Here is a 15,814-nt window from a genome sequence, read left to right as displayed (position 1 = left end):
CTAAGTCTTCTTCGCGTTAACGCTTGTGCATTGTTTCCTCCCCTGTACTAAATGTAGTTTGGAGTAGTACCTTGAAAAAAGAACAACCCTTTTTAGGGCAAACGGGCACCTTGCTATTTTTAGTGGTGATCAGTGCGTTTCCGCCCTTAACCACCGATCTCTATTTGCCCGCTTTGCCACAAATGGTCGATATTTTTAATACCAATCAAACCATGGTGAACTTAACGCTCAGTGTTTATTTTGTTACTTATGCCGTTGGTCTTCTATTTTGGGGGCCGTTAAGCGAAAAGTTTGGCCGCAAACCTATCTTGCTTGTGGGCATGGGGATCTATATTTCCGCCAGTGTTTTATGTGCCCTTGTGCCTAATATTGAAATGCTGATTGGTGCTCGCTTAATACAGGCATTTGGTGGCAGCGCGGTTACCGTGGTGGCTACCGCCATTGTTAAAGATCTTTACGATGGCAGAGAGCGTGAAAGAATAATGGCAACCATTATGTCCTTAGTGATCATTGCCCCTATGGTAGCGCCGGTACTCGGGGCGTTTTTACTTAAGATTGGTTCTTGGCGCATGATGTTTGTGGCTTTAGCCATTTTTGGTGGTTTGTCTGCGCTACTTGCCATTGGCTACCGAGAAACTCTAGACACGCGCTATACCGGTTCTATTGTTCGTTCTTGGGGGCGCTTAGCGGTAGTAATGAAAAACCCTCGATTCACTTCATTACTGGGGATATTTTCTATTCCGGCCATGGCAATGATGGCGTTTTTAGCTGCGGGGTCGTATATCTATGTCAATGGCTTTGGTCTTACTGAGCAAGAGTTTAGTTACGCTTTTGCATTCAATGCTTTGTTAGCCTCATTTGGGCCACGCATATACATGAAGTTATCTAAGCACATCTCTGTTCAAACGATAGTGATGATGTGCTTTGGCTTATTGGCACTATGCGGCGTGCTAATGCTTACCGCGGGGCATTTATCACCTTGGCTGTTTGCTATGCTTGCTGGCCCTGCCACTGTTGGGGTAATTGGTATGCGTGTACCTGGCACCAATCTAATGCTTGAACAACAAGAGAGTGATACCGGTTCGGCGGTGGCAATTATTCAATTTTTTGCGATGATGTGCGGTTCGCTGGGTATGGTATTGGTGTCGTTACGGCCTGAGTCTTTGATTGAAAACTTAGGCACTATTCAGTGTGTAATCGGCTTTACGGGCGGGGCTTTATGGCTATTGGTAAGAAACCGATCTTACGTGACTGAAAAAGTCTCTGAGCTAAGCCAAGAAGCTTAATTAGCGGGATAAAACCCACCCAAAATAGCCGGTTTACTAGCGCCAGTTACTGAGCTGGCGTTGCCTGTTTGTCGCTGCACAAAGCAGCGGGCAAGCCAAGCAAATGCCATGGCCTCTAAGGCTTGTTCTGGTATGCCCAGCGCTGAGGTTCTACTCAGCGTGAGTTTGGGTAAAGCCTTGGCTAACAACGCCAATAAAAAGCCATTGTTATCACCTCCACCACACAAGTAAACCGTACCTTCTTCATAGCTTAACAACTGCTGAGCAATACTTTGGCTGGTTAAATGGTGCAGGGTGCATTGAATGTCTTCTGGCGAGGCCATAGAAAACTCAGGCTGCGTTAAAAAGCTATCTAACCACGCTAGGTGAAAATATTCACGACCAGTGCTTTTGGGGGCGCTTAAACTAAAATAATCATCGCTTAGCATCTGCTCTAGTAAACGAGGTATCAGCGTGCCGCTGCGGCCCCAGTCACCGTTGTCGTCGTAATCTAAACCGCTAGGGTGATAGCGCTTAAAGTGTTGGTCCAACAAGGTATTGCCGGGCCCGGTGTCATAACCCAGTAACTCTTGTTTGGGAACAAGAGCAGTAATGTTAGCAATGCCACCAATGTTTAGGATGAAACGGGGCTCACTTGGATGACTAAACATTGCTTGGTGAAAGGCTGGTACCAAGGGCGCACCTTGGCCGCCTAAGGCCATGTCTTTGTTTCTAAAATCGGCCACTACATCTATTTTGCTTTGCACCGCAATGTGGCTTGGGCTGCCTATCTGCAAACTAAAACTTAGCTCAGGGAAGTGGCGAATGGTTTGGCCGTGGCTACCTATGGCGGTGATGTTATCGGCACTTAAGCCAGCAAGCTGAATGGCTTGATTCGCAGTATCAGCAAATAAGCCAGCAACTGCCACGCTAGCCGATGCCATGTTGGCTAATTCGTTCTCTGCTGGGCTACATAAGCCGTGTAATTGGCTGAGTAATTGAGCCGGAATAGCTTGCTGGTGGTGGGCCAGTAGCTTGGGGGGGGATTGGGCAAAATCCACTACCACCGCATCTACGCCATCCATACTGGTACCAGACATTAAACCTAGATAAATATCACTCATCGCCTTGCCTAGTTCATGGCCAGTAATACCCGTTTGGTATTATCTAGCTGTTCAATACGGGCTTTAGCAATAGGCATAAAGCGTTGCTTTTGCTCTCCTTTAAGTGGGGTCGAGGTAGGAAGCTTAACCGTACGCGGGTTTTTATGTACCCCATGTACCAAGAACTCATAGTGTAAGTGCGGGCCAGTAACTCGGCCTGTTGCTCCTACAGTACCAATTTTCTTGCCCTGTTTTACTCGCTGGCCGGTTTTTACGTAACGTTTATGCAAGTGCAAGTACTTGGTGACATAAGCGCTGCTGTGCTGAATAAACACATAATTACCGTTGTATTTGCTGTACCCCGACTTGGTGACTCGGCCATCGCCAGCGGCTTGTACCGGCGTGCCCACTTTAGCGGCGTAATCGATGCCGTTATGAGCGCGCACTCGGCCGGTTACTGGGTGTAAGCGGCGAGGGTTAAAGCTAGAGCTTATGTATTTAAAGTTAACTGGAGCGCGTAAAAAGGCCTTACGCATTGGCCGGCCTTCAGGGGTGTAGTAATTGCCATCGTCGTGACGAACAGCTCGAAATACATCGCCTTGATTGATAAATTCAGCGGCAATGATATCGCCATTGCCGGCGTATTGGCCGTCTACGTATAGCTCTTCAAACAACACCATAAAGCTGTCATTTTTGCGAATGTCTAAGGCAAAATCGATGTCCCAGCCAAATACTGCGGCCAAGTCCATTATTTGGCCTTGGCTTAGCTCGGCGCTAATACCGGCATTCCAAAAACTTGAGTTAATGGTGCCACGGGCAAAGTTAGTTCTAGTTTCTAACTCTTGTGTATCAATGCGAGCGCTAAATTGGTCTTGTGAGTCACGTTCAATGATCAGAGTTTGATATTTTGATTGAGGGTAATGCAATTCGATAAGCTGATCGTTGTCATCGAGGTAAAAATCTAGGGTATCACCGGGGTGAACGGTACGTAATTTACGCGCTTCGCCGCCTAGTTGATCAATGTTGTGCAAGGTGCGGGCGCTTAACCCCACGCGGGAAAAGATTAACGCCATGCTATCGCCAGATTTAACCGTTTGGCGTTTAAGCGTATAAAAGTGCTCTTGTTCTAGTGGCGTTTGATCAGACTCAATGGCCAATTCTAAAGGGTAACGTACGCCTAAATGCAATTCGTTGCCTTGCTGAATTTGCTCAAGCACTGCAGCTGCATCATTTAAATCGACCTCACCGCCGCTTGAATCTGGCTCGATAAGGGCCTTAGCGGTTGAAGGTGTATTTTGTTCTGATGCAAGGGTATGTGTTTCAGGGGGTGCCTCAGAGGCTGGTTCGTTTTTGACAAGCTCCGTGACTGCAGCTTGGCTAGGTTGCGGAGTCTTTGCGACTGACTCCGCTTCTGGCGATTTAGCACTAGGTTGTTGCTCCGCTTCTTTAAGTTGCTCAGCTACCTTGATTTGCTCAATAGACGGCTCAGCTTTGGTTTTAATTTGCGGCGTTAAGGGTTCAACGCTTTGCGTACTGCTTGCTGCTGCAGATAAGTCTATGCTTTGGCGCTGGCTGGCACTGGGAGAACTTTGCTCGCTAGGGAAAAGAAGAGCAGCCACTACTACAAGAAAGAGAATGATTAAGATTCGGCGGTGGCGTTTGGGTAATAAGCTTTGCAATCTACTTCCAACATACAAACAAGTGATTACGGCGATTGTAGCCAGATGCTGAGGAGAATGCCAGATTCTACATCGCAAGCCGTGAGCTATAAGGGATACAGCGCAGCGGGTGGCCAATTTGGCGCAGCTTGATAAGTACTGGTGCAATATCGATTTTAGTTGCTTAACCCGCAGTTTTATTAAGGAAAAGTCACCAAAGAATAAATGTTGGTGAATGATTAAACAGTGGCTTGTTTAACAAGATAAATAACCAAATACCTCTTTAGGGGTGGTGGTGTCTATCGAATGACTATGTGAATGCTAAATTAGCTCAAAGCTGGCACAAGAATTCCATTACTTATAACGAAGATTTTTCTTCACTCGTATATGCTCTCGTCCCACTCGGTTTATCTGAGTGGGTTTTTTTTCGGGTTTTATCTAGCATGCTACACAGTGTGTTTACGCTTTCTAAGGTGCGAAGAGTGAGGCGATGCGCCTTATCGGGATCTAGTTGGTAAATATTGTTATGTTTTACCGCCTGCAATTGTGGCCATTTATCCCACGAATGAGTAAATTCCCACTGGGCAACAATAATGGCTTCAGGATCTGCACTTAATACCCACTCTTCAGATAGCAGCGGGTAAGGGGCAACGGCTTCGGCCATAATGTTTTCCCCGCCGCATAAGCGAATACCATCGTCTATCCAGCTTTTGGCTGAAATACTCCGTAATGGCTGGTACCACATTTGATAAAACACACTCACAGGGCGCTGCGATTGGTACTGTTGGGCTAGTTGTTCCAGTTGCTGCTCGGCATAGTGGCTAAGCCTTTGGCCTGTTTCTGGTTCGCCCAATATTTCGCCTAACGTGGCGAGTTGCTTGGGTAGCGTAGCCAGTTGCTTGGGCTGAGAGACAAACACGTCAATGTTCAAGGCTCTTAGCTTTTGCGCCAAACTTTCTTGGTTGCCTTGTTTCCACACCAACACTAAATCTGGTTTCAATGAAATAATGCTTTCTAAGCTGATGTATTGATAATTGCCAATGCGTGGCAGGGCTTTAGCGGCTTCCGGGTAGTCTGCGTAATCTACCGTGGCAATCAGCCTATCGCCAGCGCCAAGGGCGTAAACTTGCTCGGTTAAATGTGGCGCTAAGGCAATAATACGTTGTGGTTTGGCGTGCAAGGTGGAACTAAAAAGCAAGCATACAGCCGCCAGGAATAGGGCTAAGTTTGCGACAATAAAACGCTTATAAGTAGATAACACGAACAAGGTAAATTGGGCTTAAGATCAATAAGAACAGCAGCGCACTCATATTGAGTTTTAAGGCTAAGCGATCAAGCTCTGCTGCTTCTGGGTATTGTTTGGCGGGGCCAAAGCGCGCTTGTTCTACTTTTTGCTGCTGATAGTGGCGCGGGCCGCCTAATTCACTTTGTAAGCTGCTAGCACTCACGCTAATTAACTTACCACTGGCGCTGTAAGGCCAGCGAAAACCTTGGCTTAAGGCTGCTTTGTTACGCGAAAGCTTGCCGTAAAAACAAATAATTAGCGCCAATAACTGGAAAGGCAGCCAGCTCAGTGCCTGATAAAAGCGGCTGGCACTGTTGCCAAATTGGCGATACTGGGAGAGTTTTGGATTCCAGGCTAGGTGTAACTCACTAATTATTCTGTAGATTAAGGCTGGCACAATGCCACCCAACATAAACCAAAAAATCACGCCAAACCAATTGGCTGCCAACCTCAGTAGCAACATTTCTGCCGAGGCCTTAGCCACACCTACTGCCGATAAGCCATCACAATCGCGTAATACCCAAGGCCTTAAAATGCCACGGGCTTGCTGATGTAGTTGCTTATTCAGTAGCAAGGTAATTCGATGAAAGCTATGCATAGGGGCTTGCCACTGTAATAAACACAGTAGCAATAGTGCGTCTAACAAGGCACTCAGAGGGTTAAGTTGATTGAATAAGGCAATGCCTAAGGCAAGAGGAGTTAACACTGTGAGCAAGGCAATAGCACCTGCTAAGCGTTGTTGTTTGGGGCCGTTGGTACTGCGATTGACTTTATTTGCTAGTTGTTCGCCAAACCAGCGAATCAATAACATTACCTGGCCAAATCCTCGACCAGGTAATAAACGTTCTAGGGCAATACCCAACAACGGTAAACTTAGGCTTAACCACAGCCAGGAGTGTTCATCCATTATTTAGTGAGTTTCTCTAACATGGCTAATACCAATGCGGTTGAGTGTTTAGCGGCAGTTTCTAAAAACTCATCGAATGATGATGGTGATTCTTTACCTGCAATATCAGACAGCGAACGAATCACCACAAAGGGAACATCGGCCAAATGACAAACTTGGGCAATTGCAGCGCCTTCCATTTCAACTGCTGCCATTTTTGGGAAGTCTGCACGAGCTTTGGCTACACGCTCTGGGTCGGCCATAAAGATATCGCCAGTACAAATTTGTCCGCGAACAATTTGGTGACCAGAAAGCTGAGTGGCGGCTTGTTCTGCTACCTCAATTAATTTCGCGTCGGCTTTATAGGCTGCTGGGTTAGCAGGGAGTTGACCCATTTCATAGCTAAATGCAGTTAAGTCTACATCGTGGTAACGCAGTTCATCTGAAATAACCACGTCACCTACTTTTAATGAGGGGTCAAAGCCGCCAGCAGAACCAGTGTTAATCACTTGGGTTGGCTGGTAGCGTTGCAGTAATACAGTGGTGGCAATGGCGGCAGCTACTTTGCCAATACCTGAACGAGTTACAACCACTGGGTGCTGGTTTATTTCACCGCTGTAGAACTCACAACCAGCAAAACTATAGGTATCACAATTGTCGATCAATTCACGAAGTGCAACCACTTCTTGTTCCATAGCACCAATAATTGCTGTAGTCATAACCGTCTCTTTATCAAAAGGAAAAATCAGCGGAATATTACCACAAGCAGGGGTAAGGAACAGCTAGAGATCGCGCACAAATACCCGTTGTGATTTGCGCTGTTTAAAGCCAATGTGCTGATAAAATTGATTAGCTTGCTCGCGAGTGGTGTCACAGCGTACTCGAATATCTCCAACGCCATGACTGGCAGCCCAATGGCGACACTGTTTAACCAGTCTGCGGCCAATGCCTTGCTGCTGAGAGTCTTGATCAACCACCATACCGCCAATTTCGGCAAAGGGTAAAGAGCCTAAACGTAGAGCAATAAATACATGTATCCAGCCAACAATTTGCTCTTCTTCGTTTAAGTAAACAAAAGCTTGATGAGTGGAGTTTTCCAAAATACCGTGAATATTGGGTAATACAGTTTGCGCGGATGGATTGTAGCCTAGCTGTTTTGCTAGTCTCGCAATATCTGCCGCGTCCTCGATATGTACCGGACGAATCTGCATAGCATTCCTTAAAATGTGTTAAAACCAACCAATGGTTTTATACAACCATAGTTACCGACATAGGCAGTGAACTGCAAGCAGCTTAGGTAAGATTTATGACTTTTTTAAGACAAAAGGCAGGATTATATTGAGTGTTTAGTCAAAATTGGCCTTGCTTCATCATTGGAACAGGCACTTAAATCTCTACGTTAATAAACTAACGCATTCGAATATTATAAAATTAGGGCGAATGGGTGCTAAAGCAGTTTGAGGAAAATGACCCAGTATGAGGGCTAATGCTTGGCTCTGCATCGGGCAAGTAACTCTAGATAGGCTAGATACAACATAACCAAGCCAAGAAAAAATCCAATATAGAGCATTATTGATCCTCTTTATTTGGGGGGCGTTATTGGTGGCCCGTTATGGCCTTTAGCTAAAGTGTTCCCTATTTCGTGGTAACAGAGCAGCTCTAAGTTATAATTCACCCCGAGCTGCTCTAATGCCTTCCTAAGGAAAGCTATTTTTATTTAGAGAAGTCTACGTAGAAGGTCTTCTTCTCTAGATATTGCTCGAAGCCATATTTGCCGTCTTCGCCACCAGAACCACTTAGTTTGTAACCATTGTGGAAGCCTTGATGTTGTTCTCCGTGGCCACGGTTTACGTAAATCTCACCACATTCCAAATCGTTGACTAAGTCCATCACCAGTTTGATTTTGTTGGTGAAGATCATTGCCGAAAGGCCATATTCAGAATCATTGGCGTAAGCAACAACTTGATCAAAATCGTCAAATTTGACCACCGGAAGAATAGGGCCGAAGATTTCCTCGTGTACCAAGCTCATATCTTGCGTTACGTTGGTAAATACGGTGGGTTCAAACCAGTAGCCTTTTTCAAACCCTGGGCCAGTTATGCGCTTACCACCGCAGGCTAAAGTTGCACCTTCTTCTAAAGCTTTAGCAGTCATGGCTTCCATATTGGCCAACTCTTTAGCGCTGACTTTAGGACCCATGTCGCTATCTTCATGCATCGGGTCGCCAACTTTTATGGCTTTCACTTTGGCAACAAATTTTTCCATGAACTGATCGTAAATGGCTTGGTGTACATATAAACGCTCATTACAGGTACACACTTGGCCACAGTTATCAAATTTTGAGCCTAGTGCTGCATCTACTGCGGCATCAATATTGGCATCTTCCAATACAATAAATGGTGCTTTACCGCCCAGCTCTAACTGTACGTGAGCGAGGTTGTCAGACGCTGCACGCACAATGGCTTGGCCAGCAGGGGTGCTACCAGTCATTGAAATCATGCTGGTATTAGGGTGGCGAACTAAGGCATCCCCTAAGGTACGGCCGGGGCCTGTAACCACGTTTAATAAACCCTTTGGTAATCCGGCTTTGTCTGCCAGCTTAGCCAGCTCAAGTGTGGCCAGTGGCGTCTCTGTGGTTGGTTTTACAATAATCGCGTTACCGGCTACCAAGGCAGGGCCAATTTTCCGCCCGGCCAAGGCTAGCGGGAAATTCCAAGCGGTAATGGCTACCACCACTCCACGCGGAACCTTGTGGATCCAAATATGCTCGTCGGGATTATCTGATTCAACAATGTCGCCTTCAATGTGGCGCGCCCATTCGCAGGCATATTCGATGAACGAGCAGGTTACATCTACTTCCATACGGGCGACTTTAAGTAGCTTGCCTTGCTCGGTTACTAGTAACTTGGCTAGCTCGTCGCGATGGGCTTTTATTTCAGCCACTAGATCTAACAGCTTTTCAGCACGTTTACGTGCCGGCAGTTTTCGCCATTGCTTTTGCGCTGCCACCGCTGCATTCATAGCGAGTTCTGCATCGGATTCATCGCCATTGGCGACGGTTGCAATCACTTCTTCAGTTGAAGGATTGATCACCTCAACACGCGCGCCAGAATTGGCATCAAGCCAAGTCCCGTTAATGTACATCTGATAATTCTTCATGAACGACCTATCTATAAAAGGGATCTTTGGTTGAGCAGGTTTATCTGCCCAACCGCTAAGTTACTGAATAAATTTAAAGCTTTGATGTTCTGAACCGTCGCAGCTGCCTAATGACAGTTGCTTACCGTTTTTCTTCGATGCTTTTGCCATCTCTAAACATTCACCGGTGGCGAGGTTTTTAATGCTGAACCATTGTTGCCCTTGGTTAGTGACTATCCAAGACTGAGCTGTAGACTGCGAATCACACGTTTGCTGACGCAGGTCTTGTTTTCCTTCGCGGGCTGCAACACAGTAGTTATTGGCTGCATTTTTGATGCTTATTTGCTGGCCTTCTGCTGCTTGCTCAACAAAGTTGAATTTTTGTTGTTGGCTGCGATGATCGCAATAATTCTGACGATAGCGTCCCCCTTTTTCTGAACGCGGATTTCTAATCTCAAAACATTTGGTGCTATGTCGAAGACTTAAACCGGCCGCTTCGCTAGGTAAGGTGACTGGCGTTAATGCTTGATCGCCTTGTTTTGCCTTTACGGGACTGTACACACGAACCCAATCCACTAACATTTTGTTTTTGGTCTCATCGGCTAAATCTGCGTCGCTAGCAATGTGGCCAACACTAGAGCGCCAATCATGATCTTCCATATCAATGATCATAAACATTTCGCGGTCTAGACCGAGGCTTTCGGGATCTTTTAACGAGCTTTTGGTAAGGCGGCGCACTAAGCGACCATCGATATAAAACTCAACATTCCAAGGATCTATCCAATAGGCGCCAAAACGATGAAAGTTGTCGCGGTAAGGCGCTTCTGTAGGCAGAAAGTGATGCTGCTGAGAGCCTACGTCTTTAATGATCAAGTTGCTTTCTTCATCGCGAATAAAGACATGATAGTTGGTATTTGCATGCCGAGAATGCTTGTGATGATTGGCACGATCGCTACCGTATATCTCCAGAATATCCAGCTCCCGTTTGTCATCAGGGCTAAGTAACCAAAAGTTAGAAGATAATACTTGGTTGGCTACTTTTACTTTTGCTTCCATATAAACAGGATAGATAATAGGCGTTTTTGAGGTTACTACGCCCAAGTGTACTTTATCGGAATTGGGTTTTCTGGCGGCTTTGATAACCAGTTTTCCATCTACAATATCAGAATGGGCTGAGCTCCATTCGGTTAAACCAGGGCCGGTCCAGGCATTGTGATAGTGGTCATTCCATTTATCGCTAAATTGTTGGCTTTTACCCTGGTAGTTAAAATCATCAGAGAAGGCTTCAACTAGCTCCCAAGTATTACCAAAGCCGGGATCGGCTGGCACTGGGTAGTCAGCCCAGTCTTTGGCTTGAACAGTAAACAATAAGCTGGTGGCGACAATTAAGGCGGTGTTTCTAAAAAGCATGTTGGCTCATACAGTTAAAATGTGTAAACCAATTCTGCCAGTTATTTGGCAATTAATCTGCAAACTGGTTAACATTTATTTCAATTGGTTGATCTATTTTGTAGTGAAACAGAAGAAGGTTTGTGAAAAGATTGAAAGGTTATGCTTTTTGATAAACGCGAGATGTAAAAAAGGCCAGCTATTGCACTTAGCTGGCCTTTTAGTTAGCAGTTAGCGATTAACGGCTTAGTTAGCCCAAATCACCAAACCGAATAGTTTCTTACCGCGCTTAACTACTGAGTATTTACCGTAAAGAGCATCGCTGGCTTGCAAAGTAAGTTGCGGGTCGGTGAGTTTTTCACCATTAACCGATACCGCGCCGTTGCCAATAAACTCACGCGCCATTTTGTTTGATTTAGCTAAGTCAGCCATTGTAAGTAGCTCTACTAAACCAGCTTCGCTTTGTTCAAGCTTAGTACTTGGCAGGCCATCTTGAGCCAGTTGCTCTAGATCTGATTCGCTAAGAGAGGCTAAGTCACCAGAGAACAGAGCTTGAGTAATGCGCTCTGCAGAGGCTAAACCTTCTTCGCCGTGAACAATGCGGGTCACTTCTTTCGCCAATATGCCTTGTGCTTCTGGACGACCTTGAGCGGCTTTATCTCGCGCTTCAATTTCAGCAATCTCAGCAACATCAATAAAGGTGAAGTAGCGTAAGAATGAATACACGTCGGCATCAGCAGAGTTAATCCAGAATTGGTAAAACGCGTAAGGCGAGGTGCGTGCTGGGTCTAACCAAATAGTACCAGTTTCGGTTTTACCAAATTTAGTGCCGTCAGCTTTAGTGACTAGCGGCATGGTTAAACCATATACCTTGTTGCCGTACATGCGGCGCGCTAGGTCGATACCGCCGGTAATGTTGCCCCATTGGTCAGAACCGCCAATTTGTAAGGTAGTGGCTTCTTTATCGCTCAGCTCGGCAAAGTCGTAAGACTGAAGCAACATGTAGCTAAATTCGGTGAACGAGATACCCGATTCATCACGGTCGATACGCTGTTTCACCGATTCTTTTTTGATCATGGTATTTACACTGAAGTGCTTGCCCACGTTACGCATGAAGTCGATAACGTTAACTTTACCAATCCAATCTAGATTGTTGATCACTTTCGCTGAGTTAGCTTGCTCGCTAAATTCAATAAACTGGCTAACTTGCTTTTGTAACTTGCTTACCCAGTTAGTCACAATGTCGTCACTATTAAGCTTACGTTCGGCTGCTTTAAAACTTGGGTCGCCAATCAGACCGGTAGCGCCGCCTACTAAGGCAAGCGGTTTGTGACCAGCAAGTTGGAAGCGCTTAAGCATAAGCAAAGGGACTAGGCTACCAATGTGCAGGCTGTCGGCTGTAGGGTCAAAACCACAATACAGGGTGCGGGCTCCACTAGAAAGGTGTTCGGCCAGTTCTTCATCGGCTGTGCATTGAGCAACTAAACCGCGCGCCTTAAGATCTTCTATTAATGGATTAACCGTTGTTGTCATAATTTAACCTGTTTGTATTTCTGTACCCTAATGGGCGTAAACAATTTTGAGGCGAAGATTCTACACCTAAGTACTAGCTAAAAAAACTGCTTAGTAGACTTAAGCGCTTTTAAATGCTCGGCTTATTGGATTTTTCCACTGCTAAGCTCATCGGCTAAATCTAGCGGCGCAACAATGGTGCCTTCGCCAGCAAAGCTAGGCGCTATTGCTAAATCAAAACCGTCGTTGGCCATACCTGGTAGCCATTTTTCAGTTAAGTCACTCAAAGATATCGCTAAGGCGTTAAAGCTTGAATGATCTTTGCTGGCCCAGTGCTCGGCTAGTGCTTGTTCGCTCCATAGCAACAATACTTTCTCGTCACCGGTTTCAATGATTAGGCAACCTTGTTCGTCGCTTAAGGTCCAAACTTGCTGGGTTTTACGGGCCTGCTCAATAAACTGCTGGTAACGCTGTTTAGTGGTGAGGCGGCTGTTTTCTTCAACTGATGATGGGGGGCTCATGGGCAATCCTAAGTGCTAAATTGGCGGCGCGTAGTATAACAGCTTAGCGGCAGCAAAATAGTGCTTAAATCTTACCCTCTCTTGATCTAAAGCGGCGCAGCTTAGCGGCCCACACAGTAGACTGGCGGCGGTTTTTTAAGGCTGGTTTCAGCGATTTAGAGTAAGTGGTTGTTGTGCAATTAGATTTATATGTAAACACTTTAGGGCGTCATCTTAAGCAACGCTTTGGTGGCAAGGTGCGTAAGTTAAGTGTGGATGGTGATTTTACCTGCCCTAATCGTGACGGCAGCATTGGCAAGGGCGGCTGTACGTTTTGCAACGTAGATGCTTTTGTTAAACCCGAACAGCAAATGATGCCAATTGGCGAACAACTGGATGCGCGCAAAGCTGAGCTAAAGCATAAAGACATTCGTTATCTGGCTTATTTTCAAGCTTATACCAGCACTTATGCAGAAGTGGAATATTTGCGAAGCATGTATCAACAGGCTTTGGCTGACGACTCAGTGGTGGGCTTGTGCATTGGTACTCGACCCGACTGTGTGCCAGAAGCTGTGCTGGAAATGTTGGCTGAATACCAAGCCCAAGGTAAAGAAGTGTGGCTAGAGCTGGGTGTGCAAACCGCACATGATGAGACCTTAAAGCGAATTAATCGAGGCCACGATTATGCCGCGTTTCAACAAGCCGTAGCGCGCGCTCATCATCATGGTTTAAAAGTGTGTGCACACCTTATTTTAGGTTTGCCGGGCGAAGTGCCTGAGCACTATATGCAGACCTTGAATGCAGTGTTGGGTGAGCAAATTGCTGGTATTAAGTTACACCCGCTACATGTTGTAGAAGGCAGCACTATGGCGAAAGCGTGGCGTGCTGGGCGTTTAACGACCTTGGATCACCAAGAGTACATTGAGCAAGCCGTTCGTTTGATTCGCCATACACCTACCGATGTGGTTTACCATCGGGTCAGTGCGCATGCTCGTCCACCCATGTTACTCGCGCCAAGTTGGTGTGAAAACAAATGGTTAGCACTAACCGACATTGCTAAAAAACTGGCGGCAGAAGGTTCGCAAGGCAGTTCTCTTTAAGTAAATTTTTGTTCGTGAATGTGAGCTAATTACCTGTTTAGTAAATGATTATTTTCTTAAGTAATATAATCGGGTAAAGTAGCTGCGGTTGCAAAATATACGGACAATCAATGCAAGGAAGTTTTTATCCAGAAATCTGGATGCAAGCCACTATCGCCTTACTTAGCGTATTGTTGGTGGTGGTTATTGCTATGTGGGCACTGTCTCGCAGGAAGGTGTCTGCCCAGCGCGCTGCCATGGAAAAGTCACCCGCGGCTCAGTTAATTCTCGATCTTCATGCCAAACAAGTGAAGTTTGCCAATCCGCGTTTTTGCGAGTTGTTGTTACTCTCAAATAACGGCAACAACTGGCAGTTTTCCGATCCGGAACATCTAGAGCAGCTACTTGGTGTGATGCGGCCCTTTAAGGCTAAAGGCGACGTTGAAGGGGTAAACTGGTTAGTTACCTTAAACGACCAGCCTAAAGTATTGCTGCTTTATGCTGTGCTGCAACAGCATCAAGGTCGCGAAGTATGGTTTATTAATGCATACGAAAATGCTCAAGGATATTCCTACTTAAACCGAATTGAGCAAGAGCAAAAGCTGTTTGCTAACGTGCTTAACTCTATCCCCGAGTTCATTTATTTTAAAGACGCAAACGAGCGCTTACTCGGTTGTAACCAAGCTTGGGCGGGCTTTCATGGCTTAAAACCCGGAGAGCTGGCTGGAAAGCGCTTGAGTGATTTTTTAACCCGTAACGAGTTAGAGCGTACTCAGCATTACGATCGACAAGTACTCGCTGGAGAACAATGCCAACACACCGAGTGGTTTAGTGCCCCCGATAGCCGACAAATTTTATTACAAAACCATGTTTATCCGCTGCGTAATCAACAAGACGAAGTGACCGGTGTGCTGAACGTTTCTTACGACGTGACTAAGTGGCATGAGTTAAACCGTAAGTTAGAACAAGAAAACCAAAACCGGGTGAGTTCAGAGCGGGAATTAGGGCGACAAAACAACCTGATTCGCACGGTATTTAATTCCACTCCCGATCCACTCGGCTTTATTGATGACAAAGGCCACTTTATTGGTGGTAATGAACCGTTCGCTAAAATGTTTAACTACACCAGTGACGATTTACTGGGTAAACACATTACCGAAGTGCTGAGCGAAGAACAGCTAGAGCAACATCAACACCAAAATAGCCAGATTTTGACTGATGGCAAACCAATCCGTTACGAAGAGTTGGTGTATCTAGATGATGGCCATCAAATTTGGTACGAGGTGATTAAAGGCCCTTACTTTGATGATGTGAGCGGCGAACGCGGGATTATCTTCATCACGCGTGATGTTACCGAGCGTAAAGCCACAGAGCAGCAACTGGCTGATGCGATTATGCAGTTGCAAGAATTAAGCTTTATCGACAGCCTAACTCAGGTGGCTAACCGCCGAAGTTTTGATGAAAAACTCAGCCAACTTTGGCTGACTCATCGACGCGAGAACCTTGAGTTAAGTTTGCTATTACTTGATATCGATTGCTTTAAACAATACAACGATAACTATGGTCACCAGCAAGGTGATGAAGCGCTGCGCCAAGTAGCTAAACTGATTAGTCGCTCGGTAAAACGTGGCTCCGACTTAGTGGCGCGCTACGGCGGCGAAGAGTTTGCTATTTTATTGCCACACACCGGTGCCGAGGGAGCGAGAAACATCGCCGAAAATGTGCTTAAGTATATGGCCGAAGCAAAAATTCCACATGAGTATTCGGAAGCAAAAGAGATTGTTACCGTGAGCATAGGGGTGGCCACGGCAATACCTGAACAAGGTATGGATTATGGCGAGCTAGTAAGAGTGGCAGACTTGCAATTGTATCGGGCTAAACACCAAGGTAAGGCAAGGTATTGTAGCGTTGGAGACAGTTGTAGTGAGAGCTTACCGAACACTTAATCGTTCACTTAGTCGGTGAAGTAACAAAGGCATTTCAAATAGAAATGCCTTTG

At 45.9% G+C, this 15,814-nt stretch carries 13 protein-coding genes; 3 read left to right on the top strand and 10 right to left on the bottom strand.

What is annotated here, in order from left to right; all coding sequences use genetic code 11:
• Positions 1-71: 71 nt before the first annotated feature.
• Positions 72-1,286: a multidrug effflux MFS transporter gene (locus ACLD71_RS01945; protein WP_411992707.1), complete on the top strand. Its 1,215-nt coding sequence runs from the start codon at positions 72-74 to the stop codon at positions 1,284-1,286.
• Here the strand turns inward: ACLD71_RS01945 and ACLD71_RS01940 are convergent.
• From ACLD71_RS01940 to ACLD71_RS01895, 10 genes are all read right to left on the bottom strand, one after another.
• Positions 1,283-2,389, bottom strand: a complete 1,107-nt coding sequence (locus ACLD71_RS01940) for an anhydro-N-acetylmuramic acid kinase (RefSeq protein ID WP_411992705.1) — start codon at positions 2,387-2,389, stop codon at positions 1,283-1,285. The two genes, ACLD71_RS01945 and ACLD71_RS01940, sit on opposite strands and share 4 nt — an antisense overlap.
• 8 nt (positions 2,390-2,397) lie before the next feature.
• Positions 2,398-4,047, bottom strand: coding sequence for a peptidoglycan DD-metalloendopeptidase family protein (locus ACLD71_RS01935; RefSeq protein WP_411992703.1), 1,650 nt, complete (start codon positions 4,045-4,047; stop codon positions 2,398-2,400).
• A gap of 337 nt (positions 4,048-4,384) precedes the next feature.
• The gene (locus tag ACLD71_RS01930; RefSeq protein WP_411992701.1) at positions 4,385-5,224 is read right to left on the bottom strand and encodes a cobalamin-binding protein; all 840 of its coding nucleotides are present in this window, start codon (positions 5,222-5,224) and stop codon (positions 4,385-4,387) included.
• A 46-nt stretch (positions 5,225-5,270) separates the two neighbouring features.
• On the bottom strand, positions 5,271-6,218 hold the full coding sequence (locus tag ACLD71_RS01925; protein ID WP_137673991.1) for a cobalamin biosynthesis protein: 948 nt from the start codon (positions 6,216-6,218) through the stop codon (positions 5,271-5,273).
• A complete protein-coding gene (gene mtnN / locus ACLD71_RS01920; protein WP_137673992.1) occupies positions 6,218-6,916 on the bottom strand; it encodes a 5'-methylthioadenosine/S-adenosylhomocysteine nucleosidase in 699 nt (232 codons plus the stop codon). The genes ACLD71_RS01925 and mtnN overlap by 1 nt, the downstream gene beginning before the upstream one ends.
• A gap of 63 nt (positions 6,917-6,979) precedes the next feature.
• Entirely contained in the window at positions 6,980-7,408 is a 429-nt protein-coding gene (locus ACLD71_RS01915; RefSeq protein ID WP_137673993.1) for a GNAT family N-acetyltransferase, read from the bottom strand.
• Positions 7,409-7,910: 502 nt separating this feature from the next.
• On the bottom strand, positions 7,911-9,356 hold the full coding sequence (gene aldA / locus ACLD71_RS01910; protein ID WP_411992699.1) for an aldehyde dehydrogenase: 1,446 nt from the start codon (positions 9,354-9,356) through the stop codon (positions 7,911-7,913).
• Between the two features lie 60 nt (positions 9,357-9,416).
• Complete coding sequence (locus tag ACLD71_RS01905; RefSeq protein ID WP_137673995.1) at positions 9,417-10,745, bottom strand: RICIN domain-containing protein; 1,329 nt, start codon at positions 10,743-10,745, stop codon at positions 9,417-9,419.
• Between the two features lie 225 nt (positions 10,746-10,970).
• Positions 10,971-12,257 carry a tyrosine--tRNA ligase gene (gene tyrS / locus ACLD71_RS01900; protein ID WP_137673996.1) on the bottom strand — a complete coding sequence of 429 codons (1,287 nt, stop codon included), beginning with the start codon at positions 12,255-12,257 and terminating at the stop codon, positions 10,971-10,973.
• 122 nt (positions 12,258-12,379) lie between these two features.
• Positions 12,380-12,757, bottom strand: a complete 378-nt coding sequence (locus ACLD71_RS01895; RefSeq protein ID WP_411992697.1) for a DUF2750 domain-containing protein — start codon at positions 12,755-12,757, stop codon at positions 12,380-12,382.
• Between the two features lie 173 nt (positions 12,758-12,930).
• Here ACLD71_RS01895 and ACLD71_RS01890 point away from each other — a divergent pair, with 173 nt between their 5' ends.
• Together ACLD71_RS01890 and ACLD71_RS01885 are read left to right on the top strand one after the other, a co-directional pair.
• On the top strand, positions 12,931-13,836 hold the full coding sequence (locus ACLD71_RS01890; RefSeq protein ID WP_411992695.1) for a TIGR01212 family radical SAM protein: 906 nt from the start codon (positions 12,931-12,933) through the stop codon (positions 13,834-13,836).
• 110 nt (positions 13,837-13,946) lie between these two features.
• Positions 13,947-15,761: a diguanylate cyclase domain-containing protein gene (locus tag ACLD71_RS01885; protein ID WP_411992693.1), complete on the top strand. Its 1,815-nt coding sequence runs from the start codon at positions 13,947-13,949 to the stop codon at positions 15,759-15,761.
• Positions 15,762-15,814: the final 53 nt, after the last annotated feature.

Source organism: Agarivorans sp. DSG3-1, from assembly GCF_046774965.1.
In the GTDB taxonomy this organism is placed as follows: Bacteria; Pseudomonadota; Gammaproteobacteria; order Enterobacterales; family Celerinatantimonadaceae; genus Agarivorans.
The sequence above is the reverse complement of the archived record's forward strand: the minus strand, read 5'-3'. Positions and strand labels throughout refer to the sequence as shown.

Bases quoted from the DNA above. Each gene is read 5' to 3' on its own strand.
- aldA (WP_411992699.1), bottom strand. From the start codon at position 9,356: ATGAAGAATTATCAGATGTACATTAACGGGACTTGGCTTGATGCCAAT.
- ACLD71_RS01925 (WP_137673991.1), bottom strand. From the start codon at position 6,218: ATGGATGAACACTCCTGGCTGTGGTTAAGCCTAAGTTTACCGTTGTTG.
- tyrS (WP_137673996.1), bottom strand. From the start codon at position 12,257: ATGACAACAACGGTTAATCCATTAATAGAAGATCTTAAGGCGCGCGGT.
- ACLD71_RS01895 (WP_411992697.1), bottom strand. From the start codon at position 12,757: ATGAGCCCCCCATCATCAGTTGAAGAAAACAGCCGCCTCACCACTAAA.
- mtnN (WP_137673992.1), bottom strand. From the start codon at position 6,916: ATGACTACAGCAATTATTGGTGCTATGGAACAAGAAGTGGTTGCACTT.
- ACLD71_RS01915 (WP_137673993.1), bottom strand. From the start codon at position 7,408: ATGCAGATTCGTCCGGTACATATCGAGGACGCGGCAGATATTGCGAGA.
- ACLD71_RS01940 (WP_411992705.1), bottom strand. From the start codon at position 2,389: ATGAGTGATATTTATCTAGGTTTAATGTCTGGTACCAGTATGGATGGC.
- ACLD71_RS01885 (WP_411992693.1), top strand. From the start codon at position 13,947: ATGCAAGGAAGTTTTTATCCAGAAATCTGGATGCAAGCCACTATCGCC.
- ACLD71_RS01905 (WP_137673995.1), bottom strand. From the start codon at position 10,745: ATGCTTTTTAGAAACACCGCCTTAATTGTCGCCACCAGCTTATTGTTT.